Raw genomic sequence first — 22798 nt, 5'->3', positions numbered from 1 at the left:
CCCTTCGGGTCGTCGCGGCGCACCCCCGCTGCCCTCTACGGTGGAGGCCGGACAAGGAGGTACGCATGATCGAAGCCCACGAGCTCACCAAACGGTACGGGGACAAGACCGCCGTCGACCGGGTGAGCTTCACCGTGCGACCGGGCACCGTCACCGGCTTCCTCGGCCCGAACGGGGCCGGGAAGTCGACGACGATGCGCATGGTCGTCGGACTGGACCGCCCCACCTCGGGCACGGTCACCGTCAACGGCCGCCCGTACGCCCAGCACCGCACCCCGCTGCGCGAGGTCGGGGTGCTGCTGGACGCCAAGGCCGTCCACACCGGCCGCTCGGCCTACCAGCACCTGCGCGCCCTCGCCGCCACGCACGGCATCCCGACGGCCCGGGTGCACGAGGTCATCGAGATGACCGGCCTGCAGGCGGTCGCCCGCAAGCGCGTGGGCGGCTTCTCCCTCGGCATGGGCCAGCGGCTGGGCATCGCCGCCGCCATGCTCGGGGACCCGCGCACCCTCATCCTCGACGAGCCCGTCAACGGCCTGGACCCCGAGGGCGTCAAGTGGGTGCGCACGATGGTGCGCCAGCTCGCGGCCGAGGGGCGCACGGTCTTCCTCTCCTCCCACCTCATGAGCGAGATGGCCCAGACCGCCGACCAGCTGCTCGTCATCGGGCGCGGACGCATCATCGCCGCCGGGCCGGTGCAGGAGATCATCGACGCCACCCGCGGCGTCACCGTCCGGGTCCGCTCGCCGCGCGCCGGCGAGCTCGGCGACCTCCTCACCCGGGCCGGCGCCACGCTGCGTCCGGCCGAGCCGGGCCTCATGGAGGTCACCGGCCGGACCGCCGAGGAGATCGGTGACCTCGCCGCCGCGTCCGGGATCCCCCTCCACGAGCTGACGCCCGTCCGTGCCTCCCTCGAGGACGCGTACATGACCCTCACCCAGGACGAGGTGGAGTACCGCTCCGAGCCGCAGCACGGCACCGGTGCCTCCGCCCGCACCGAAGGAGCAGCCCGATGAGCGCCCCCACGTCCGCCCCCGCCCCCACCGTCCCCGTCCGGCCGGTGGGCCTGGGCCGTGTCCTGCGCTCGGAGTGGATCAAGCTCTGGTCGCTGCGCTCGACGTACTGGACGATCGCGCTGACGCTGCTCGCGATGCTCATGCTCGCGCTCCTCATGGCCTTCGCGGCCGGTGCGGTGGCGTCCGAGGGCTCCTTCGCCCCCGACGAGGTCGGGCTGGACGGGCTCACCGTGCTGGGCACGGCCTACGGGATGGCCCAGCTCGTCATCGCGGTCCTCGGGGTGCTCGTCGTCACCGGCGAGTACTCCACCGGGATGATCCGCTCCTCGCTCACCGCGGTGCCCACCCGGCTCCCGGTGCTCGCGGCCAAGGCCGTCCTCGTCGCGGCCGTGTCCTTCGTCGTCGGCGTCGTCGGCATCGCCCTCGCCTACGTGCTCACGATGCCGATGCTCGCCGACGCCGGTGGCGCGGCCGACCTCGGCGACCCCGACACCCTGCGGATGTTCTGGGGCACCGGGCTCTACCTCGCCGCCGTCGGCCTCTTCGGCCTGGCGATCGGCACGCTCGTGCGCCACTCGGCCGGCGCGATCGCCGTCGTCGTCGGGATCCTGCTCATCCTGCCCACCGTCCTCCAGCTCGCGATGAACGGCCTGGACTGGCTCCGCGACATCTACCCCTACCTGCCGACGACGGCGGGCGACCGGATCATCACCGCCGGCGGCCCCGACGAGGCCATGACGGGGATGCCGGGCATGCCCGAGCTGCTCGACCCGTGGGTCGGCTACGGCGTCTTCCTCGCCTACGTCGCCGTGGCCCTGCTCGCCGCCGCCGTGCTCCTGCGCCGCCGCGACGCCTGACCCCCGCCGGCCCGGCCGGCCGACCACCTCGGCCGTCCGGCCGGCCACCTCGGCCGTCCGGCCGACCACCACGGCCGTCCTCGCTGCAGAAACGGAACTGCGCGCCTGATCTATCAGGCGCGCAGTTCCGTTTCAGCAGCGGGGTCCGAGGAGGGTCACTCCTTGGCCGCGGACGGCGAGGGCTGCTTCTTCTGGTTGTTGGTCGCCGCCGCGACGAAGGACGCGCGCGGGCTCTGCAGGGAGCCCAGGGCGACGAGCTCACGCCGGAAGAAGAGCGCGGTGGTCCAGTCGAGGACGATGCGCACCTTGCGGTTGAAGGTCGGCATCGCCCACATGTGGTAGCTGCGGTGCATGAACCAGGCGATCGGGCCGCGGAGCTTGAGCCCGCCGACGTTCGCGACGCCCTTGCCCAGGCCGAGGGACGCGACGGTCCCGATGTTCTTGTGCTTGTAGTCCTCCAGCGGCTCACCGCGCAGGGCCCGCACGAGGTTCTGCGCGAGGTGCTTGGCCTGGCGCACGGCGTGCTGGGCGGTGGGGCCGGTCGTCGCGCCGTGCTCGCCCGTGAGGTCGGGGACCGCGGCGCAGTCGCCCGCGACCCACGCGCCCTCGACCACGCCGTCGTCGTCGACCACCTGGAGGGTCGGCAGCGCGCGGACGCGGCCGCGCTCGTCGAGCGGGAGGTCGGAGCTGCCGAGGACGGGGTTGGCCTTGACGCCGGCGGTCCACACGACGGTGTCCGCCTGGAACTCCTCGCCGGTGGACAGCTTGACGTCCCCGTCGACGCAGGACTCGAGGAAGGTGTTGAGGTGGATCTCGATGCCGCGGGCCCGCAGCTGCTCCAGCGCGTAGCCGCCGAGCTCCTCGCCGACCTCGGGCAGGATGCGGCCGGCGCCCTCGACGAGGACGAAGCGCATGTCCTCGCGGCGGATGCCGTCGAAGTTCTTGGCCGCGGCGCGGGCCATGTCCTCGATCTCACCGAGCGCCTCGACGCCGGCGAAGCCGCCGCCGACGAAGACGAAGGTCAGCTTGCGGCGACGCATCTCCGGGTCCCAGGTGGACGCGGCGACGTCCATCTTGCCGAGCACCTGGTTGCGCAGCGCGGTGGCCTCCTCGACCTGCTTGAAGCCGATGGCGAAGTCGGCGAGGCCGGGGATCGGCAGCGTGCGGGCCACGGCGCCGAGGCCGATGACGAGCTCGTCGTAGGACAGCTCGTAGGGCTCGCCCTCCTCGACCGGCTGGACGACGACGCGGCGCTCGCCGTGGCGGATCTCCGTGACGGCGCCGGTGACGAGCGTGCAGCCGCGCAGCTCGCGGCGCAGGGGCGCGACGACGTGGCGGGGCTCGAGGGAGCCGGCGGCGGCCTCCGGCAGGAAGGGCTGGTAGGTCATGTAGGAGCGCGGGTCGACGATCGCGATCTCGACCTCCTCGCGGCTCATCCGCTTTCGCAGACCGAGGGCGGTGTAGAGGCCGATGTACCCGCCACCGAGGATGAGGATGCGCTTGGTGCGGCGCGGGCGCGGCGTGCTGGCAGGGGCCGTTCCGGTCGAGGCAGTCATGATTCGATCGTAGGTCGGCGATGTCCGGTTCGCGCGGTGCGGGCCGGTATTGTCCCGCATCTCACGCTCCCGGCTACAGGAACTCCTCGACCGAGTCCTCACGCAGGGAGGTGGTGGGACGGACGCCGTTGTCCGTGCCGTCCCGCTCCTCCTGCCGCGTACTCTCGAGTACCGCGGACACGTCCATGGTGATCTCCATTCCTCGGGCCGCCCGCCCGAGCTGGTGAGTCAAGTCTGCGCCGATGCGCGCGGCGCAGCATCCGCCGCGAGGACGGCTGCGCGTGGACCAAAGGACGACTGTGTCCGGACGTTGGTGCCCCCAGCGGGACTCGAACCCGCACTGAGCCGATTTTAAGTCGGCTGCCTCTGCCGATTGGGCTATGGGGGCGACGCCCGAACATCCTAGGCGGGCCCCGGCGTCAGCCCGTCGCCCGGCAGCGTGCCAGGACGTCGTCGAGCATGGCCTCGGTGAGCCGGCCCGTGAAGGTGTTCTGCTGGGACACGTGGTAGGACCCGACGAGCCTCACGGTCCGCCCGCCCGGGGAGGTCACGTCCGCCTCGGCGCCGTGCCCGAAGGCCGGCCGCGGCCGCGGGACCTGCCAGCCGAGCGCGACGAGGGCCGAGAGGGTGGCCTGCCAGGCGATCCCACCCAGGGCGAGCACCGCCGTCGTCGTCGGCTCGAGGAGGGTGATCTCCCGGTGCAGCCAGCCGGCGCAGGCGGCCCGCTCGTCGGGGGTGGGCTTGTTGTCGGGCGGGGCGCAGCGCACGGCCGGGACGATGCGGGCGCCGGTGAGCTCCAGGCCGTCGTCCGCGGCGACGGACGTCGCCTGGTTGGCATAGCCGGCGCGGTGGAGCGCCGCGAAGATCCAGTCACCGGAGCGGTCCCCGGTGAAGAGCCGGCCGGTGCGGTTGGCGCCGTGCGCGGCGGGCGCGAGGCCGACGACGAGCAGGTGGGCGGCCGGGTCACCGAAGCCGGCCGCGGGCCGGCCCCAGTAGGTCTCCTCGGCGAACGCGCGGCGCTTGACGTCGGCGACGTGCTCGCGCCACTCGACCAGGCGCGGGCAGGCGCGGCAGACGGTGGAGCGGGCGTCGAGCGTGAGGAGGTCCCGGCTGCCCGCGGCGAGGCGGCGCACGCCTGCCGCGGAGCGGGCCACCGGGGTCTGCGGGGTGGCGCGGTCACCCGGCCAGCCGCTTCCCGGCGGGACATGACTCATCCCGCCATCATGGACGATCCGCCCTCGCCGGGCAGGTCAGCGCAGGCTGAGCGCGATCCCGTCGAGGATGTCGTGCTCGCTCGTGCGGACCGTCGGCAGGTCGCCGGTGGCGCGCTGGACGGCGCTGACGACCTCGCCCCAGATGAGGGCGCCGGCGCCGATGACGTCGACCCGCCCGGGGTGCATGAAGCCCATCGCCGCCCGCTCCTCCCGGGTGGCGTGGAGCAGCGCCTCGCAGGACGCCAGCACCGCGGGGGTCGGCAGCTCCGCGCCGTCGACGCGGTCGCGGTCGTACTCCGGCAGGCCGAGGGCGTGGGCGGTGACGGTGGTGACCGAGCCGGCGACGCCGACGACGGTGCGCACCTCGGCGAGCGGCACCTCGGCGGCCGCCTCGGCGAGCGCGTCACGGACGTCCTGGCGGGCGGCCTTCACCTGCTTGCCGGTGGGCGGGTCGGCGCGCAGGTGCCGCTCGGTGAGCCGGACGCTGCCCATGTCGAGGGAGACGCCGGCGCGGGGCACGTCGTCCCCGATGACGAGCTCGGTGGAGCCACCGCCGATGTCGACGACGAGGAGCGGGCGCGCCTGCTCGGCGCCGATGACGCTCGCGGCGCCGGCGAAGGACAGCGCGGCCTCCTCCTGGCCGCTGACGACCTCCGGCTCCACCCCGAGGAGCGTGCGGACGCCGTCGACGAAGGTGTGGCGGTTGCCGGCGTCGCGGGTGGCGGAGGTCGCGACGAACCGGGTGGCCTCGACCCGGTGCTCGGCACAGATCTCGGCGTAGCGGCGCACCGCGGTGAGGGTGCGCGAGAGCGCGGCGGGGTCGAGCATGCCGGTGCGGTCCACACCCTGCCCGAGCCGCACGACCTCCATCTGGCGGGCGACCTCGACGAGCGGGCCGCGGCGGGAGACGTCGGCGATGAGGAGACGGATCGAGTTGGTCCCGCAGTCGATGGCGGCGACGCGGGTCATCGCTCGCTCCCCTCGCCGCAGGTGCACCGGTCGGCGCGCCAGCGCGGGCGGATGAGCTCCAGCGCCTCGTCCCCCAGCGGGTTGACGCCGGGGCCGGCGGCGAGGGCGTGGCCGACGAGGACGTGGAGGCACTTGACCCGGGTGGGCATGCCGCCGGCGGAGATGCCGGCGATCTCGGGCACCTCCCCGAGCTCGGCGCGGCGCGCGAGGTAGTCCTCGTGGGCCGCGGTGTACGCGGCGGCGAGCTCCTCGTCCTGCGCCAGGCGCTCGGTCATCTCGCGCATGACGCCCTCCGCCTCGAGGGTGCTTACGGCGCGCACGGCGCCGGGGGCCGTGAGGTAGAACGTCGTGGGGAAGGGGGTGCCGTCGTCCAGGCGCGGCGCGGTGCGCACGACGAGCGGGCGTCCGCACACGCACCGGGCGGCGATGTCGACGACGCCGCGGGGCAGCCGGCCGAGCTGCTCGGCCAGGACCTCGAGGTCCTCGGGCGTCACGGTCGGGGAGACGGGGTGCGCGTCGGTCACCGGGAGATTGTCACCCACGGACCCGCGGGCGACGAAACCCTCAGCCCGCCGGCGCCGGCTTCTCCCCCGGAACAGCCTGGCCGGCCATCGAGACCGACTCCCACAGCGCCAGGTACCAGGGGGCGTCGGCCATCCCGGGCACGCCGGACTGCTCGGGCTCGGCCTCGGCGTCCTCCCCGAGGACGGTCTCGGGGTCCACGACGCGGAAGGTCTGCTCACCGGGCATGACGTAGCCGAGCCGGTCGCGGGCCTGCGCCTGGACGAAGGTCTCGTCCTGCCACTGCTCGAGCTCGAGCTCGAGGGCGGAGTTGCGCTTCTCGGTGGCGACGATGTCCGCGTTCAGCTGGCGCAGCTGCTCCTGCTGCTCCACCGCGTGCCGCAGGGTGGGCGCCAGGACGATGAAGGCGACGAGGATGACGACGAAGAGCCCCAGGCCGCGCAGGGTGATGGTGGGGCTGGTCGCCTCCTCGCCCGGGTCCTGCCGTGCGGCGCGCGCGGCCGGGGCGGCCGGGGAGGGCCGGGTTGCCCCGGTGGGCCGGCTGGGGCCGGTGGGGCGGCTCGGCGCGGCAGGGCGGGCGGGGTCCGCGGGCCCGCCACGGCGCACGCTCGAGGGCCGCACGGAGGAGGGCCGCGCGGCGCCACCGGTACCGCGACGGCCGGTGGGGCGGCGCGCTGTCATGCCTCCATCGTCTCTCACGCTCGGCCCGGCGCCCGGTAGCCCGGGCACGTGAGTCGGACGCCACGCCCCGCAGACGCGGACCGGCCCCGCCCCCGCGGGGGCCCGGGCCCGGCCGGTGTGCGCTGGTGCTCAGGCGCGCGGGAAGGCGGAGCGACCGGCGTAGACGCCGGCCTCGTCGAGCTCCTCCTCGATGCGCAGGAGCTGGTTGTACTTGTTGATGCGCTCGCCGCGGGCGGGCGCGCCGGTCTTGATCTGGCCGGCGTTCACGGCCACGGACAGGTCCGCGATCGTCGTGTCCTCGGTCTCGCCGGAGCGGTGGGAGACCATCGCGGTGAAGCCGTTGCGCTGGGCGAGGGAGACGGCGTCCAGGGTCTCGGTCAGCGTGCCGATCTGGTTGAGCTTGACCAGCAGGGAGTTGGCCGAGCGGAGCTCGATGCCCTTGGCCAGACGCTCGGGGTTGGTGACGAACAGGTCGTCGCCGACGATCTGGGTGCGGGCGCCGATGGAGGCGACGAGCTCGGACCAGGTGCCCCACTCGTCCTCGCTCAACGGGTCCTCGATGGACACGAGGGGGTAGTCGGCGACCAGCTGGGTGTAGTAGGCGACCATCTGCTCGGGCGTCGTGGCCGTGCCCTCGAACTGGTAGGCGCCGTCCTTGAAGAACTCGGTGGCGGCGACGTCCAGGGCCAGGGCGATGTCCTCGCCCGGGGTGAAGCCGGCCTTCTCGATGGCCTCGAGGATGAGGTCGAGGGCGGCGCGGTTGCTCTCGAGGTTGGGGGCGAAGCCACCCTCGTCACCCAGGCCGGTGGCCAGGCCACGGCTCTTGAGGACCGACTTGAGGGAGTGGTAGGTCTCCGCACCCCAGCGCAGCGCCTCCTTGAAGGTGGCGGCGCCGATCGGGGCGACCATGAACTCCTGAATGTCGACGTTGGAGTCCGCGTGGGAGCCGCCGTTGAGGATGTTCATCATCGGGACGGGCAGCACGTGCGCGTTGGGGCCGCCGACGTAGCGGAAGAGGGGAAGGCCGGCGCTCTGGGCGGCGGCGCTGGCGACGGCGAGGGAGACGCCGAGGATGGCGTTGGCGCCGAGCTTGCCCTTGTTGGCGGTGCCGTCGAGCTCGATGAGGGTCTGGTCGATGAGGCGCTGCTCGCTCGCCTCGAGGCCGAGGACCTCGGGGGCGATGTCGTCGACGACGGCGTTCACGGCGTCCTGGACGCCCTTGCCGAGGTAGCGGCCCTTGTCGCCGTCACGGCGCTCGACGGCCTCGAAGGCGCCGGTCGAGGCGCCCGAGGGCACTCCGGCGCGGGCGATCGTACCGTCGTCCAGTGCGACCTCGACCTCCACGGTGGGGTTTCCACGCGAGTCGAGGATCTCGCGTGCTCCTACGGCCTCGATGCTGGCCACGGATGTCTCCTTCATGTCGACGTCTGACTTGTCGGGTCCACGATAGTCCCGCTGCCGCGTGCGCGACCGGGACCTCCGTCAGCTGGGACCCTGCCCGCGGGCGTCCTGGAGCGTGCGCAGGTGGGCGCGCAGGGCGGCCTCGGCGTCGACGCCGGCGTCCTCGGCGCGCAGGACCAGGCCCATGAGCTCGCGTCCCAGCGCGGCCTCCTCGTCGACGACGGCGGGGGTGGAGTCGCCGCAGAGCAGCGCGTCGTCGGCCGTCCCCTCGCGGCGCAGGCGGCGGGTCACCTTCTGCGCGCGGGCGAGGGCGGGCAGGGCGAGCGGGATGCCGGCGAGGACGTCCTCCCCCGTGCGCTCGCGCTTCTTGATCTCGTGCCAGGCGGCCTCGACGTCGGCCGCCGAGCGGACGTCGGCCTCGGCGAAGACGTGCGGGTGACGGCGGACGAGCTTGTCGAGCAGGACCTGGGCGACGTCGTCGAGGTCGAAGGGGTCGCTCGGGTGCTCCTCCGCGACGCGGGCGTGGAAGAGGACCTGGAGGAGGAGGTCACCGAGCTCGCCGCGCAGGGCGTCACGGTCGTCGGACTCGGCCGCCTCGGCGAGCTCGAAGGCCTCCTCGACGGCGTACGGCGCGAGCGAGCGGTGGGTCTGCTCGGCGTCCCAGGGGCAGCCGCCGGGTGAGCGCAGCCGGTCCATGGCCGCGACGACGGCGGCCATGGCGTCCCCGCGGGCGGTCACCCGAGCGGGGTGGCCGGCGGGGTGGTCGTGGCGATCCAGGGCAGGGCCTGCGGGACGATCTGGCCGCTCGGGTCGAACTCGCCGTAGCGCGGGCTGACCTCGACCTCGGCCTCGCTGATGCGCTCGGTGATCGCCTGCGTGGCGGCCGCACCCTCTGGTGCCGCGGCGAGGCGCTGGTTGACGAGGGTCATGCGGGCGACGTCGATGACGCCGCTGCCGTAGCCGTCCTCGGGGGCGGTGAGCCCGGAGACCTCGGCCTGCTGGTCGAGGAGGGCCACGGCCTCGTCCTCGGAGGCGCCCACCCCGTGCTCGGCGCCGACCTCGATGAGGACGGGAGCCACGACGAGGGTGCCGAGCATGGCGACCGAGTCGACCTGCTGGCCGGTGACGGCGGCGAAGTCGGAGACCGCGCGGGCGAGCTCGGCCTCGGTGATGCGCTCCCCGTCCACGACCGCGGCGGCGCCGGGGTGCGCGGAGCAGCCTCCGAGCGCGAGTGCGGTCAGCAGGGTGGCTGCGGCGATGCCGCGGCTCAGCCTCGTCGATGTCACCGTGTTACCTCCCTCGTCCGGCCGGCGGCGCACCGGCCCGCACCATCGTACGGGAGCCGGGGACCGCTCCTGCCCCGCCACGGCGGGGCAGGACGGCTCGTCAGAGGAGGTCGTGGTCGGTGGCGCCGCAGCACTCGCAGAAGTAGTGGCGGGTGCGCGTGGCGCCGCGAGCCTCCGGGCAGTAGACCTCGAGTCCGTCACGGTCGATGTCCTCGGCCGTCCGGGTGGTGGTGCGCTCTGCGGTAGCAGTGGTCATGTCGTCCCCTTCCGTCACTCCCACTGTCACACCGACCACTGACATCGCCCCGGCTGCCACGCCGTCGCCCCGCGCACCGGCCGCGTGCCCCACGCGCCGACAGCCGCCACCCCCTCGCTCAGGAGGTGGCGACCTGCGCGGCAGCGGCGACCGAGGAGGTGAGCACGGCCTCGACGAGCTCCCCCGCCCACACGAGCAGGGCGGCGTCGTGCAGCGGCTTGCCCGCGACCTTCGCCGTCATCGGGAACGGGACGAGGATCGTGCGGACGGCGGGCTTGAGCACGGTGCCCGGGTAGAGGCGCTTGAGGCGCAGCTGAGCCGACTCGGGCAGCTCGACGGGCGCGAAGCGGACGTACTTGCCCTGCGCGGTGATGTCGCTCAGACCGACCGCACGGGCCCGCGTCCGCAGCGCCGCGACCGCGAAGAGCCGCTCGACCTGCTCGGGGACGGGCCCGTAGCGGTCGGCGAGCTCGGTGCGGACGGCGTCGATGGCGGCGTCGTCGTCGGCCGCGGAGATCTTCGCGTAGGCCTCCAGGCGCAGTCGCTCGTGCTCGATGTACTCGTGGGGCACGTGCGCGTCGACCGGCAGCTCGATGCGGACGTCGGCCTTCTCCTGCTCCTTCTCGCCACGGAACTCCGCGACGGCGTCGGCCACCATCCGGATGTACAGGTCGAAGCCGACCCCGGCGATGTGGCCCGACTGCTCCCCGCCGAGGAGGTTGCCCGCGCCGCGGATCTCGAGGTCCTTCATCGCCACCTGGATGCCGGCGCCGAGCTCGGTGTGCGAGGCGATGGTCGTGAGGCGGTCGTGCGCCGTCTCGGTGAGCGGCTTCTCCGGCGGGTAGAGGAAGTAGGCGTAGGCACGGTCGCGGCCACGGCCCACCCGGCCGCGCAGCTGGTGGAGCTGGGACAGGCCGAAGGTGTCGGCGCGGTCGACGAGCAGGGTGTTGGCGTTGGAGATGTCCAGGCCGGTCTCGACGATCGTCGTGCAGACGAGGACGTCGAACTCCTTGTTCCAGAAGTCCTGGATGACCTTCTCCAGCTGGTGCTCGCCCATCTGCCCGTGGGCGACGGCCACCCGCGCCTCCGGCACGAGCTCGGAGATGCGCGAGGCGGCGCGCTGGATCGAGGAGACGCGGTTGTGGACGAAGAAGACCTGCCCCTCGCGGAGCATCTCGCGCCGGATGGCCGCGGCCACCTGCTTCTCCTCGTAGGGGCCGACGTAGGTGAGGATCGGGTGGCGCTCCTCCGGCGGGGTGGCGAGCGTCGACATCTCACGGATGCCGGTGATCGCCATCTCCAGGGTGCGCGGGATGGGCGTCGCGCTCATCGCGAGGACGTCGACGTTCGTGCGCAGCTGCTTGAGCGTCTCCTTGTGCTCGACGCCGAAGCGCTGCTCCTCGTCGACGATGACCAGACCCAGGTCCTTGAAGCGGATCTCCCCGGTGAGGAGGCGGTGGGTGCCGATGACGACGTCGACCTTGCCCGAGGCCAGGTCGTCGCGGGTCGCGGTGGCCTCGGCGTCGCTCTGGAAGCGGGACAGGGCGCGGACCTCGACGGGGAAGCCGGCGTAGCGCTCGGAGAAGGTGTCGAAGTGCTGCTGGACGAGGAGGGTCGTGGGGACGAGGACGGCCACCTGCTTGCCGTCCTGGACGGCCTTGAAGGCGGCCCGGACGGCGATCTCCGTCTTGCCGTAGCCGACGTCGCCGGACAGGAGGCGGTCCATGGGCATCTCCCGCTCCATGTCCCTCTTGACCTCCTCGATGGTGACGAGCTGGTCGGGGGTCTCGACGTAGGGGAAGGCGTCCTCGAGCTCGCGCTGCCAGGGCGTGTCCGGGGCGAAGGCGTGGCCCTTGGTCGAGGCGCGCGCGGCGTAGAGACGGATGAGCTCGGCCGCGATCTCCTTGACCGCCTTGCGGGCGCGGCTCTTGGTCTTGGCCCAGTCACCGCCGCCCATCTTGTTGACGCTCGGGGCCTCCCCGCCGGAGTACTTCGTCACCTGGTCCAGGGAGTCGGTGGGGACGAAGAGCCGGTCCCCCGGCTGGCCCCGCTTGGACGAGGCATACTCGATGACGAGGTACTCGCGGGTGGTGGCGTCCTTGCCGCGGCCCACGGTGCGCTGGATGAGCTCGATGAACCGCCCGACGCCGTGCTGCTCGTGGACGACGTAGTCGCCCGGCCGCAGCGCGAGCGGGTCGACGACGCCGCGCCGCCGCGAGGGCATCTTGCGCATGTCGCGGGTCGAGGTGCCCGCGCGGCCGGTGAGGTCGGACTCGGTGACGACGGCGAGCCGCAGCCCCGGGGCGACGAAGCCGCGCGGGACCGACGCCGTCGTGACGAGGACGACGTCGGCGGGCGGCTCCTCGACGACGTCCTCGACCTGGCGGGCGGGGACGTCGGCGTCGGCGAGCTGCTCAACCATGCGCCGGGCCTGGCCGGGGCCCTGGGTCGTGATGAGGAGCCGCCACCCGTCCCGGGTGAGGGCGCGCAGGTCCGCGAGGGCGCGCGGGACGTCGCCGCGGTAGGGCTCGACGTCGCGGGCGGCGACGGCGGAGGTGTCCTCGTCCGTGGCGCCGTCGTCGTCCGGGGCGTCGGGCATCTCGGCGGAGAGGCTGGTGAGGTCCCACCAGCCGAGGCCGCGACTGCGGGCGAGGTCGTGGGTGTCCTCGAGCGTCGCGAAGGAGGCGCTGCGCAGCTCGACGGGCGTCGTGCCGCCCGCTGCGGCGGAGGCCCAGGCCGCGGCGAGGAACTCCTCGGTGGTCGCCACGAGGTCGTGCGCGCGGCGGCGGATGCGCTCGGGCTCGGACATGAGGACGAGGGCGTCGTCGGGCACGAGGTCGAGGACGGGCTCGAGGCCGTCGACGAGGAGCGGAGCGAGGGACTCCATGCCCTCGACGGCGATGCCCTCGCTGAGCCGCTCGAGCATGTCCGCGGCGCCGGGCATCTCCGCGACGAGCGACTTGGCGCGGGCGCGGACCGCGCCGGTGAGGAGCATCTCGCGGGCCGGCGGCGCCCACAGGCCGTGGTCGGCGACGTCGAGGCTGCGCTGGTCCGCGACGGAGAACCAGCGGATCTCCTCGACGGTGTCGCCCCAGAACTCCACGCGCATCGGGTGGTCCTCGGCCGGCGGGAAGACGTCGAGGATGCCGCCGCGGACGGCGAACTGGCCGCGGGACTCGACCATGTCGACGCGCGAGTAGGCAGCCGCGGACAGGCCGGCGGCGACCTCCTCGAGGCTGCGCTCGTCACCGACCTCGAGCTCGACCGGCTGCAGCTCACCGAGGCCCTTGATGACCGGCTGCAGCAGGGCCCGCACCGGCATGATGAGGACGCGGATCGGGCCGGTGCGCCCGGTGCCGGGGTGCGCGAGGCGGCGGAAGACCGCGATGCGGCGGGCGACGGTGTCGCTGCGCGGGGAGAGCCGCTCGTGCGGGAGGGTCTCCCACGAGGGCAGCACCGCGACGTCGTCGGCGGGGAGGAAGTTGCGGACGGCTGCCGCGGCGTCGTCGGCCTCCCGGCCGGTGGCGGTGACGACGACGACGGGCCGGTCGGTGCGTCCCTCACGCTCGGTGATCGCGGCGACGAGGGCGGCACGCACGCCGAGCGGGATGCTCACGGCCCGCTCGCCCCCCTGCGCGGCCGCGGCGACGGCCTGGGCGAAGGCGGGGTCGGCGAGGAGCGGAGGGATGAGTCCGGTGAGTCGCATGGGTCCTTCGCAGGTGGGCAGCACAGGCGCCCCGCATCCTGGTCCGGAGCGGGGGAACCTGACGATTCTACGGCGGCTGGGCGCGCATCTCCCGGCGAGCGTCCGCTGTTCCGCTGCCGGCCGAGGCGACCTGCGGCACACTGGGCCGATGGCGCGCTACGTCGAGCTTCACCCCCAGGACCCCCAGCCGCGCCGCCTCGCGCAGGTCACCGAGGTGCTGCGCGACGGCGGCCTCATCGCCTACCCGACCGACTCCGGGTACGCGCTCGGTGCGCGGCTGGGCAGCAAGGAGGCCCTCGACCGGATCCGCACGATCCGGCGGCTGGACGACAAGCACCACTTCACGCTCATGTGCGCGACCCTCGCCCAGGCGGGCACCTTCGTCATCCTCGACAACGCCGGCTTCCGGCTGGTGAAGTCGCTGACGCCCGGGCCCTACACCTTCATCGTCAAGGCGACGAAGGAGGTGCCCCGGATGATGCTCCAGCCGAAGAAGCTCACCGTGGGCGTGCGGGTGCCGGACCACCGCGTGGCGCTGGCGATCCTCTCCGAGCTCGGCGAGCCGATGCTCACGTCCACGCTCATCCTGCCGGACACCGCCGAGACGATGTCGGAGGGCTGGGTCGTCAACGACGAGATCGGCCACCTCGTCGACGTCGTCGTCGACGCGCCGGTGTCGTCGGTCGAGCCGACCACCGTCGTCGACCTCACCGGCGGTGCGCCCGAGGTGGCCCGAGCCGGGGCGGGTGACACCTCCCGCTTCGAGTGACCGTCAGGCGGTGTGGAGGCGCAGCTGCGCCTTCTCCAGCCCCTCGGTGACGACCTGCTCGACGGCGTCCGCCGCCTCCTCCAGGGTGACGAGGAGCTCGGGCCGCTCGGCCGGGGAGAAGTCACGCAGGACGAAGTCCGCGGCGTCCATCCGGCCCGGCGGGCGCCCGATGCCCACGCGCAGGCGCACGTAGTCCTTGGTCCCGGTCGAGGCGGAGATGGAGCGCAGGCCGTTGTGCCCGCCCTCGCCGCCGCCGCGCTTGAGGCGCAGCGTGCTCGGCGGGAGGTCGAGCTCGTCGTGGACGACGAGGAGCCGCTCCGGGGGGATGTCGTAGAAGCGCAGGAGCGCGCTGACGGGCTCGCCGGAGAGGTTCATGTAGGTGCCGGGGATGGCGAGGACCACCCGGGGGCCGGGGGCTCCGCCGGGGAGCACGCCGAGGCGCGCGTCGGCCACGTGCGCGCGCGCCTTGTGGCTGGTGAGCGAGCTGCTGGTACGGCGAGCGAGGACGTCGATGACCATGCGACCGACGTTGTGCCGGTTGCCGGCGTACTTCGGCCCGGGGTTGCCGAGCCCGGCGACGAGCCAGGTGTCGTTCATGTCTCTCCCTGCACAGACGTGAGCCCACGTCACGCCCGGCGGTCCGGGCGTGACGTGGGCTCAGGGCATCAGGCCTCGGAGGAGTCCGCGCCGGCGGAGGCGCCGGCCTCGGCGGACGCCTCGTCGGCGGCGATGTCGTCGGCCGACGCACGCGGCGTCGAGACGATGACGACCTCGTGCTCCGGGTCGACGTCGATCGTCGCGCCCTCGGGGCGGGGGATGTCGCTGACGCGGATGATCGCGCCGTCCTCGAGGCCCTCGATGGAGACCTCGACGAGCTCGGGGATGCTCGTGGCGGGGACGGTGACCGTGAGGTGCTGCAGCTCGACCTGGTGGATCGTGCCGGGGGCCGACTCGCCGACGACGTGGACGGGGACCTCGACGGTCACCTTCTCGCCCTTGCGGACGATGACGAGGTCGACGTGGTCGATGGTGCGGCGGACCGGGTCGCGCTGGACGTCCTTGGCGAGGGCGGTCTGCTCCTTGCCGTCGATGACGAGGGTGAGGAGCGCGTTCGCGTTGTCCTTGAGCGCGAGGAAGGTCGCGTGGGACTCGAGCGCGAGGTGCTGGGGGGCCTCGCCGTGCCCGTAGAGGACGGCCGGGATGAGGTTCGCGCGGCGGGTACGGCGGGCGGCGCCCTTGCCGAACTCGGTGCGGATCGTTGCGTTGAGGGTCTGGTTGTCGGCCACGAGGGTCTCCATGTCTGGCGTCGGACGGCGGCAGCACCTGGGCGCGGGAGGACACGCGGCACCCGGAGGCGCCACCGCGTCGATCACGGAGCCGGTGTCCGAACTCCCTCGCCGAGGCAACCTGTCAATGGTACCCGACCCCGGCACCCGCCCGGTAGGCCGCCGGCTGTGCCCCACCGCACCCCGCCGCCCCGAACTGCCCGGCCGCTTCCCCCGCCACCCCCAGCCGCTTCCCCGCTGCTGATCCTGCTTCGCGCTGCTGACTTTTCAGGAGCGGGAAGCGGGATCAGCAGCGGGGATCAGGCCGGACTCGGTCCGGCGGCCCGGATGGAGTCCGGCTCGCGCCAGCAGCCGCGCGTACCGTCCGCGGTCGCTCGCCTCGTCCCACGTCCACCGGACCACGCCGAGGCCCAGACGCCGCAGCCGGTCCTCCCGCTGCTTCTCCCGCCACAGCGCCTGCCGGGCGTCCGACAGGTCACCGGCGATCTCCCGACCGAACCTGACCTTGCCGTCGAACTCCCCGACGAGCCGGAGCTCCGGCCACCAGAAGTCGGTCCGGCCGACGAACCCGTCCGCGTCGTAGACGTCGTGCTGCAGCACGGGGACGGGAAGCCGCAGCTCGATCATCTGGGCGCGGCTGAGCGACTCCCCGACCGACTCCGCCCGCGCATCGGCATGCTCGACCACCGCCCGTGCCCGTCCCGCTCCCCGGTGATAGCCGATCTTCTCGACCTCGGCGAGGAGCTGCTCGCGCGTCACCAGCCCGGTGCGAAGCACGTGGTCCGCACTGGCGAGCCCGGAGGCGAAGCTGCGCGTGCGGGCGAGGTCCACGACGGTCCGTGCTGGGTGTACCACCGCGATCCCCTCCACGGTGACGAGGTCCGGCATCTCCCGCGTACCGTGACGGACGATCCGAGCACTGCTCCGACCCCCGCGGCCGGCCTTCACCATGACGTGCGTACGGTCCGGCCACGGACCGATGATCGGGATCTCGAGCACGACGGCAGCGGACTCGTGCGCAAGCGGTGCTCCGGAGCGCATCGACTCCACCGTGGCGCGGACGACGTACTCGTAGCGCAGCGCAGGTGACGCGGCGCCCAGTGCCTCACGGTCGACGTAGGTGCCGTGCCGCAGCCTGACGACGGACGCCTTCGCCGAGCGGATGTCGACGCCGCGGAGAGCAGCGTCGCGGGTGGGGATGAGGTCGAGCGGCTCCCGGTCCATCCCCGCACCCTGGCCCACGAGGCCCCCTCACACGGGCCGCGCCGACGCGATCTGGGGACGGAGGCGACCGCACGTCCACCTGTGCGGCACCCTCCTCCCGTCTGCGCTGCAGATGCTGATCGGCGCGGCTGATATGTCAGCCGCGCCGATCAGTTCCAGCAGCGGGGTCCGGCGGCGGGCGCCGGGGCGGGCCGGCGGCGGGCGCCGGGGCGGGCCGGGCGCCCGGGCGGCCTGGCGCCGGGCGGGGCCTTAGGCGTTGCCGTCGAAGAGGCTGGTGACCGAGCCGTCGTCGAAGACGGCGCGGATCGCGCGCGCCAGGAGCGGGGCGATGGGCAGCACCGTGAGCTGGGGGAAGTGCTTGCTCGCGTCCAGCGGGAGGGTGTCGGTGATGACGACCTCCCGGGCGCCGCACTCGCTCAGCCGCTGGGCGGCAGGGTCGGAGAGCACGCCGTGGGTGGCGGCGACGATGACGTCGCGCGCCCCGGCCGCCTTGACGACCTTGACGGCCTCGGAGATCGTGCCGCCGGTGTCGATGAGGTCGTCGACGAGCACGCAGGTGCGCCCCTCGACCTCACCGACGACGCGGTTGGCCACCGCCTGGTTGGGCCGGGTGATGTCGCGGGTCTTGTGGACGAAGGCGAGCGGCCCGCCACCGAGCTTCTCTGCCCACTTCTCGGCCACCCGGATGCGGCCGGCGTCCGGGGAGACGACCGTGACGTTGCTCGTGTCGACCCGCGAGCGCACGTAGTCGGTGAGGATCGGCATCGCCCACAGGTGGTCGACCGGTCCGTCGAAGAAGCCCTGCACCTGCGCGGCGTGGAGGTCCACCGACATGAGGCGGTCCGCGCCGGCGGTCTTGAACATGTCGGCGATGAACCGCGCGGAGATCGGCTCGCGGCCCTTGTGCTTCTTGTCCTGCCGCGCGTAGGGGTAGAAGGGCGCGATGACCGTGATGCGCTTGGCCGAGGCGCGCTTGAGCGCGTCGACCATGAGCAGCTGCTCCATGAGCCACTGGTTGATCGGGGCCGTGTGCGACTGGAGCACGAAGGCGTCCGAGCCGCGCACGCTCTCCTCGAAGCGGACGTAGATCTCACCGTTGGCGAAGTCGTAGGCGGTGGTGGGGACGAGCTCGGTGCCGAGCTCCCGCGCCACGGCGTTCGCCAGGGCCGGGTGCGCCCGTCCGGACACAAGGACGAGTCGCTTCTCGCCGCGTGAGGTGATGCCTGTCATCGCTCGGTGCTGCTCCCGGTCGTGTCGGAGGGGGCGTCGCCGTCACGAGGGACGGCGGTGCCGTGGTTGCCGCGGGCCAGCTCGGCCCGTGCCTGGGGGGAGAGCTCCCGCTCCTCGTCGGCCCCGAGCGCCTTGCTCGCGGCCTCCGCGGAGGGCGTGCCGGGCCGGCGCCGCAGCACCCAGCCCTCGATGTTGCGCTGGGTCATGGAGTTGACCGCCAGCGCGCCGGGCGGGACGTCCTTGAGGAGGACGGTGCCGGCACCGGTGTAGGCGCCGTCACCGACGGTCACCGGCGCGACGAACATGTTGTCCGAGCCGGTGCGCGCACCGTTGCCGACCTTCGAGCGGTGCTTGTTCACGCCGTCGTAGTTGACGAAGACGGAGGCGGCGCCGATGTTCGTGCCCTCCCCGATCTCCGCGTCCCCGACGTAGGACAGGTGCGGGACCTTGGAGCCGGCCCCGATCTGCGCGTCCTTGGTCTCGACGAAGGTGCCGATCTTGCCGCCCTCGCCCAGCACGGTGTCCTGGCGCAGGTAGGCGAAGGGGCCGACCGTGGCGCGCGGGCCGACGGTGGCGCTGAAGCCGTGCGTGCGCACGACGGTGGCCTCCGCGCCGACGACGACGTCACGCAGGGTGGTGTCGGGACCGATCTCCGCGCCGTCGTCGACGGTCGTCGTGCCGTGCAGCTGGGTGCCGGGGTGGATGGTGACGTCGCGGCCGAGGCGGACGTCGACGTCGACCCACGTGGTGGCGGGGTCGACGACCGTGACGCCGGCGCGCATCCACTCGGCGACGAGGCGGCGGTTGAGCTCGGTGCCGATCGCCGCGAGCTGGGCGCGGTCGTTGACGCCGGAGACGAGCCACTCGTCCTCGACGACGAGCGCGCGCACCCGCTTGCCGTCGCCGTGGGCGAGGGCGACGACGTCGGTGAGGTAGACCTCGCCCTGGTCGTTGGCGTCGTCGACGCGGGTGAGGGCGTCGCGCAGCACGTCGGCGTCGAAGACGTAGATCGAGGCGTTGATCTCGTCGATCTCGCGCTGCTCGGCGGTGGCGTCGCGCTCCTCGACGACCGCGACGACGTCGCCGCTGTCGTCGCGCACGACGCGCCCGTAGCCGTAGGGGTCGGGCAGGCGGGTGCTGAGGAGGGTGACGGCGTTGCCGTCGGCCTCGTGCGCCGCGAGCATCTGCTGCAGCGTGGCGGAGTCGAGGAGCGGGACGTCACCGGCGGTGACGACGACGGGGCCCTCGAGGCGTCCTCCGCCGGACGCGGCGGCGCCGGACAGGAGCGCCGCACCGGCCTCCTCGAGGCCGTCGAGGACACCGAGGGCGCACTGGACGGCGCGGCCGGTCCCGGGCACGGCGTCCTGGTCGACGACGACGACGCCGGGCAGCTGCTCCCCGGCGTGCGCGGCGACGGTCTCCCGCTCGTGGCGCACGACGACGGCGAGTCGCCGCGGGTCGAGCTCGGCACCGGCGCGGAGCGCGAAGCCGAGAAGGCTGCGGCCGGCGATGCGATGGAGGACCTTGGGGGTCCGGGACCTCATCCGGGTGCCCTCACCTGCGGCAAGGACGATGACGGCGGCTGGCTGGGCACTCACGCGTGTCGGCTCCCTCGTCGGGTCCTGCTCGGGGTGTTCCCCGGGCTTTGTGCGCTCACCACTCTATCCCGGCGCACGGGCGGCCGGACCCCGGTGAGGCTCCCGTCCTGCGGGGTGGCCGGGCGCTCCGCCCCCAGGATTCGAACCCGGACCTCAAGGCACCAAAGGCCTGTGTGCTGCCGTTACACCAGGGCGGACCGCGCCGTGCGCGGCGCAGCGCCTAGTGTGCCAGGCCGTGTGGGCAGCCCGGCCGCCTGTCGGACCCGCCAGGCATGATGGGTGGGTGACCAGTGACCGATCTCGCACGTCCCGCGCCCGGATGACCGCCGGACAGCGCCGGGAGCAGCTGCTCGACGTCAGCCGCGAGCTCTTCGCCGAGAAGGGCTTCGAGGGCACGAGCGTCGAGGAGATCGCGTCCCGCGCGAAGGTCTCCAAGCCCGTCGTCTACGAGCACTTCGGCGGCAAGGAGGGCGTGTACGCCGTCATCGTCGACCGTGAGCTGCAGCAGCTGCTGGCCGCACTGAGCGGTGCGCTCGAGACGGGCGGGCACCCCAAGCGGATCGTCGAGCGGACGGCCCTGGCCCTGCTCGAGTACATCGAGCTCAACACCGACGGCTTCCGCATCCTCGTGCGCGACTCCCCCGTCGCCCAGGCCACCGGCACCTTCTCCTCCCTCATCGGGGACGTCGCCACGCAGGTGGAGCACCTGCTCGCCGAGCAGTTCCGCCGTCGTGGGCTGCCGACGAGCACGGCTCCCATCTACGCCCAGATGCTCGTCGGGATGATCGCGCTCACCGGGCAGTGGTGGCTCGAGGCGCGCCACCCCGACCGGCAGACCGTCGCCGCGCACCTCGTCAACCTCTCGTGGAACGGGCTGGCCGCCCTCGAGAAGAGCCCGCGGCTGACCGGTCTGCCCGACTCCGCCGCGGACTGAAAATCCCGAGGGGGCGTCGGACCCGTCCCCTAGACTCTGGCCCGAACCCGCCCGGCGACCACGGAAGAGGCCATGCCACAGCTCGAGTTCGACCACCTCAACAAGGCGTACGGCACGCTGCGCGCCCTCACCGACCTCACCTTCTCCGTCGACGGCGGGGAGATCTTCGGCTTCGTCGGGTCCAACGGTGCCGGCAAGACGACGGCGATGCGCATCGCCCTCGGCGTGCTCGCCGCCGACTCCGGCGAGGTGCGCTGGAAGGGACAGCCCCTCGACCTCGACATGCGCCGCCGCGTCGGCTACATGCCCGAGGAGCGTGGGCTGTACCCGAAGATGAAGGTCGGTGAGCAGCTCGTCTACCTCGCCCGCCTCCACGGCATGGGCGAGAAGCAGGCCACCGCCGCGATGGAGCAGTGGACCGAGCGCCTGGGCGTCGAGGCGCGTCGCGGCGACGACGTCGAGAAGCTGTCCCTGGGCAACCAGCAGCGGGTGCAGCTCGCGGCCGCGCTCGTCCACGGCCCGGAGATCCTCGTCCTCGACGAGCCCTTCTCCGGCCTCGACCCCGTCGCCGTCGACGTCATGAGCGGCGTCCTGTCCGAGCGGGCCGCCGCCGGCGTCCCCGTCATCTTCTCCTCCCACCAGCTCGACCTCGTCGAGCGCCTGTGCGACCGCGTCGGCATCGTCCGCGCCGGGAAGATGGTCGCCGTCGGCACGAAGGAGGAGCTGCGCCGCACGCCGAACGCGCGCTGGCGCGCCGTCGTCGACGGCGCAGCCGCCGGCTGGGCGCAGACGGTCCCCGGTGCCCGGGTGCTGTCCGACGACGGCCGGGAGGTCGTCGTCGAGCTCACCGGCCACGACGCCGGTGTCGAGCAGCCACTGCTCTCCGCCGCCACCGCCGCCGGGCAGCTCCGCGAGTTCGGGCCGGTCGTGCCCACGCTCGCCGACCTCTTCCGGGGCGTCGTCAGCGAGACCGAGGAGAAGGACGCAGCATGAGCAAGGACAGCACCAGCCGGAACTCCACCCTCGCCAACGTCGGCATGGTCGCGCGTCGTGAGGTCAAGGCCCGCTTCTTCACGAAGTCGAACCTCATCTCGCTGGCCATCATGGTCGTCGTCATCGTCGCCGGGATCCTCGTCCTCGACTACTTCGCCGGCCGTGAGGACGACGGCGCCGCGGACTTCACCGTCGCCGTCGAGAGCGGCGTCGCCGAGCTCGAGCCCCAGCTGACCGCCGCGGGCACGGCCCTGGGCACGACGGTCGAGGTCGAGGAGCTGACCCGCGAGGAGGCCGAGCCTCGGCTGACCGAGGACCTCGACGCCTTCCTCGGCGGGGACCCGGCGCGCCCGGAGATGCTCGTCGACGACGAGGCGGACCAGCAGCTCCTCGCCCTCGTCACGAGCGCCGTCCAGGCGCACGTCCTCGCCGACCAGGTGAGCGAGCTCGGCGGGGACCCGCAGGCCTTCAACGAGGCCCTGGCGATGGCCGGCCCGCAGGTGGCGAGCGTCGACGCGGAGGACGACGCCGACCAGTTCGGCCCCCAGTACCTCGTCGCGGTCCTCGCGATCTCCCTCCTGCTCTTCGCCCTCATCGGCTCCGGCTCGCTCATCGCGATGGGCGTCGTCGAGGAGAAGACCTCGCGCGTCGTCGAGATCCTCCTCGCGACGATCCGCCCCTCGGAGCTGCTCGCCGGCAAGATCCTCGGCATCGGCATCGTCAGCCTCGTCCAGGTCGTCGTGCTCAGCGCCGCCGCGGCGGTGCCCGCGATGGCGACCGGGCTGCTCGAGGGCTTCGAGATCGACCTCGGCGGGACGATGCTCCTCGTCCTCCTGTGGTTCTTCCTCGGCTTCGCCGTGTTCGCGCTGCTCTTCGGCGGCTTCGCGGCGCTCATCTCGCGTCAGGAGGAGATCGGCGCCGTGACGACGCCGCTCATGTTCCTCATGTTCGTGCCGTACTACCTCGCGATGTTCATGGTGACGTCGGACCCCGACAGCACCCCGGTGCGCATCCTGTCCCAGATCCCGTTCTTCTCCCCGTTCATGATGCCGGTGCGCAACGTGTTCGGCGGGGTCGAGACGTGGGAGCTGCTCCTGTCCATCGGCATCGCCCTCGTGACGATCCCGGTGCTCGTGTGGCTGGCGGCGCGGGTCTACCGCCGCGGCGTGCTCCACACCGGTGGCCGGATGAAGCTCACCGACGCCCTGCGCGGCTGACGCCTTCCCCAGTCACCGAGAGCCGGACTCCTCCCCGCGAGGAGTCCGGCTCTCGCGTTCTCCCCCTCCGGCTCGGGGGCGCG

21 protein-coding genes and 2 tRNA genes are annotated in these 22798 nt (G+C 73.2%); 6 read left to right on the top strand and 17 right to left on the bottom strand.

What is annotated here, in order from left to right:
- Positions 1 to 65: 65 nt before the first annotated feature.
- Both H9624_RS09535 and H9624_RS09530 read left to right on the top strand, forming a co-directional pair.
- Positions 66 to 1016, top strand: a complete 951-nt coding sequence (locus H9624_RS09535) for an ABC transporter ATP-binding protein (protein ID WP_251839657.1) — start codon at positions 66 to 68, stop codon at positions 1014 to 1016.
- Entirely contained in the window at positions 1013 to 1873 is an 861-nt protein-coding gene (locus H9624_RS09530; RefSeq protein WP_251839656.1) for an ABC transporter permease subunit, read from the top strand. The genes H9624_RS09535 and H9624_RS09530 overlap by 4 nt, the downstream gene beginning before the upstream one ends.
- Positions 1874 to 2028: 155 nt before the next feature.
- Here H9624_RS09530 and H9624_RS09525 read toward each other — a convergent pair whose 3' ends face one another.
- The 11 genes from H9624_RS09525 to mfd form a co-directional block, all read right to left on the bottom strand.
- Positions 2029 to 3429, bottom strand: coding sequence for an NAD(P)/FAD-dependent oxidoreductase (locus tag H9624_RS09525; RefSeq protein ID WP_251839655.1), 1401 nt, complete (start codon positions 3427 to 3429; stop codon positions 2029 to 2031).
- A 311-nt stretch (positions 3430 to 3740) separates the two neighbouring features.
- A tRNA-Leu gene (locus tag H9624_RS09520) sits at positions 3741 to 3817 on the bottom strand.
- A gap of 31 nt (positions 3818 to 3848) precedes the next feature.
- Positions 3849 to 4643 (bottom strand): uracil-DNA glycosylase, encoded by a 795-nt coding sequence (locus tag H9624_RS09515; RefSeq protein WP_251839654.1) that lies wholly within the window; start codon positions 4641 to 4643, stop codon positions 3849 to 3851.
- Positions 4644 to 4679: 36 nt separating this feature from the next.
- A complete protein-coding gene (locus H9624_RS09510; RefSeq protein WP_251839653.1) occupies positions 4680 to 5612 on the bottom strand; it encodes a Ppx/GppA phosphatase family protein in 933 nt (310 codons plus the stop codon).
- Complete coding sequence (locus tag H9624_RS09505; protein ID WP_251839652.1) at positions 5609 to 6136, bottom strand: DUF501 domain-containing protein; 528 nt, start codon at positions 6134 to 6136, stop codon at positions 5609 to 5611. Before H9624_RS09505 ends, H9624_RS09510 begins: the two co-directional genes overlap by 4 nt.
- Before the next feature lie 40 nt (positions 6137 to 6176).
- Positions 6177 to 6815 (bottom strand): FtsB family cell division protein, encoded by a 639-nt coding sequence (locus H9624_RS09500; RefSeq protein ID WP_251839651.1) that lies wholly within the window; start codon positions 6813 to 6815, stop codon positions 6177 to 6179.
- 129 nt (positions 6816 to 6944) lie between these two features.
- Positions 6945 to 8219, bottom strand: a complete 1275-nt coding sequence (gene eno, locus H9624_RS09495) for a phosphopyruvate hydratase (RefSeq protein ID WP_251839650.1) — start codon at positions 8217 to 8219, stop codon at positions 6945 to 6947.
- Positions 8220 to 8297: 78 nt separating this feature from the next.
- On the bottom strand, positions 8298 to 8954 hold the full coding sequence (locus tag H9624_RS09490) for a MazG family protein (RefSeq protein WP_251839649.1): 657 nt from the start codon (positions 8952 to 8954) through the stop codon (positions 8298 to 8300).
- Entirely contained in the window at positions 8951 to 9502 is a 552-nt protein-coding gene (locus H9624_RS09485) for a hypothetical protein (protein ID WP_251839648.1), read from the bottom strand. The genes H9624_RS09490 and H9624_RS09485 overlap by 4 nt, the downstream gene beginning before the upstream one ends.
- Before the next feature lie 100 nt (positions 9503 to 9602).
- Positions 9603 to 9758 (bottom strand): hypothetical protein, encoded by a 156-nt coding sequence (locus H9624_RS09480; RefSeq protein ID WP_251839647.1) that lies wholly within the window; start codon positions 9756 to 9758, stop codon positions 9603 to 9605.
- 118 nt (positions 9759 to 9876) lie between these two features.
- Positions 9877 to 13464 carry a transcription-repair coupling factor gene (mfd, locus tag H9624_RS09475; RefSeq protein WP_251839646.1) on the bottom strand — a complete coding sequence of 1196 codons (3588 nt, stop codon included), beginning with the start codon at positions 13462 to 13464 and terminating at the stop codon, positions 9877 to 9879.
- 148 nt (positions 13465 to 13612) lie between these two features.
- On the opposite strand from mfd, the gene H9624_RS09470 reads away from it, so the two are divergent.
- Positions 13613 to 14233 (top strand): L-threonylcarbamoyladenylate synthase, encoded by a 621-nt coding sequence (locus H9624_RS09470; RefSeq protein WP_251839645.1) that lies wholly within the window; start codon positions 13613 to 13615, stop codon positions 14231 to 14233.
- Positions 14234 to 14236: 3 nt separating this feature from the next.
- Here H9624_RS09470 and pth read toward each other — a convergent pair whose 3' ends face one another.
- From pth to H9624_RS09440, 6 genes are all read right to left on the bottom strand, one after another.
- Positions 14237 to 14830: an aminoacyl-tRNA hydrolase gene (gene pth / locus H9624_RS09465; RefSeq protein ID WP_251839644.1), complete on the bottom strand. Its 594-nt coding sequence runs from the start codon at positions 14828 to 14830 to the stop codon at positions 14237 to 14239.
- A 68-nt stretch (positions 14831 to 14898) separates the two neighbouring features.
- Positions 14899 to 15519, bottom strand: coding sequence for a 50S ribosomal protein L25/general stress protein Ctc (locus H9624_RS09460; RefSeq protein WP_251839643.1), 621 nt, complete (start codon positions 15517 to 15519; stop codon positions 14899 to 14901).
- A gap of 267 nt (positions 15520 to 15786) precedes the next feature.
- Positions 15787 to 16743 (bottom strand): type IV toxin-antitoxin system AbiEi family antitoxin, encoded by a 957-nt coding sequence (locus H9624_RS09455; RefSeq protein WP_251839642.1) that lies wholly within the window; start codon positions 16741 to 16743, stop codon positions 15787 to 15789.
- A gap of 249 nt (positions 16744 to 16992) precedes the next feature.
- Complete coding sequence (locus H9624_RS09450) at positions 16993 to 17973, bottom strand: ribose-phosphate diphosphokinase (RefSeq protein WP_251839641.1); 981 nt, start codon at positions 17971 to 17973, stop codon at positions 16993 to 16995.
- Complete coding sequence (glmU, locus tag H9624_RS09445; RefSeq protein ID WP_251839756.1) at positions 17970 to 19517, bottom strand: bifunctional UDP-N-acetylglucosamine diphosphorylase/glucosamine-1-phosphate N-acetyltransferase GlmU; 1548 nt, start codon at positions 19515 to 19517, stop codon at positions 17970 to 17972. The genes H9624_RS09450 and glmU overlap by 4 nt, the downstream gene beginning before the upstream one ends.
- Positions 19518 to 19696: 179 nt before the next feature.
- Positions 19697 to 19768, bottom strand: a tRNA-Gln gene (locus tag H9624_RS09440).
- Positions 19769 to 19890: 122 nt separating this feature from the next.
- Between H9624_RS09440 and H9624_RS09435 the strand changes: the two genes are divergently transcribed.
- The 3 genes from H9624_RS09435 to H9624_RS09425 all read left to right on the top strand — a co-directional run bounded on the left by H9624_RS09435 (position 19891) and on the right by H9624_RS09425 (position 22715).
- On the top strand, positions 19891 to 20505 hold the full coding sequence (locus H9624_RS09435) for a TetR/AcrR family transcriptional regulator (RefSeq protein WP_152192427.1): 615 nt from the start codon (positions 19891 to 19893) through the stop codon (positions 20503 to 20505).
- Positions 20506 to 20577: 72 nt separating this feature from the next.
- A complete protein-coding gene (locus H9624_RS09430) occupies positions 20578 to 21498 on the top strand; it encodes an ABC transporter ATP-binding protein (protein WP_251839640.1) in 921 nt (306 codons plus the stop codon).
- A complete protein-coding gene (locus H9624_RS09425; RefSeq protein WP_251839639.1) occupies positions 21495 to 22715 on the top strand; it encodes an ABC transporter permease in 1221 nt (406 codons plus the stop codon). Before H9624_RS09430 ends, H9624_RS09425 begins: the two co-directional genes overlap by 4 nt.
- The last annotated feature ends 83 nt before the right edge of the window (positions 22716 to 22798 follow it).

Origin of the sequence: Oceanitalea stevensii (genome assembly GCF_014837105.1) — a bacterium.
Taxonomy (GTDB): Bacteria; Actinomycetota; Actinomycetes; order Actinomycetales; family Actinomycetaceae; genus Oceanitalea; species Oceanitalea stevensii.
This window is presented reverse-complemented; position numbering and strand designations above follow the sequence as displayed.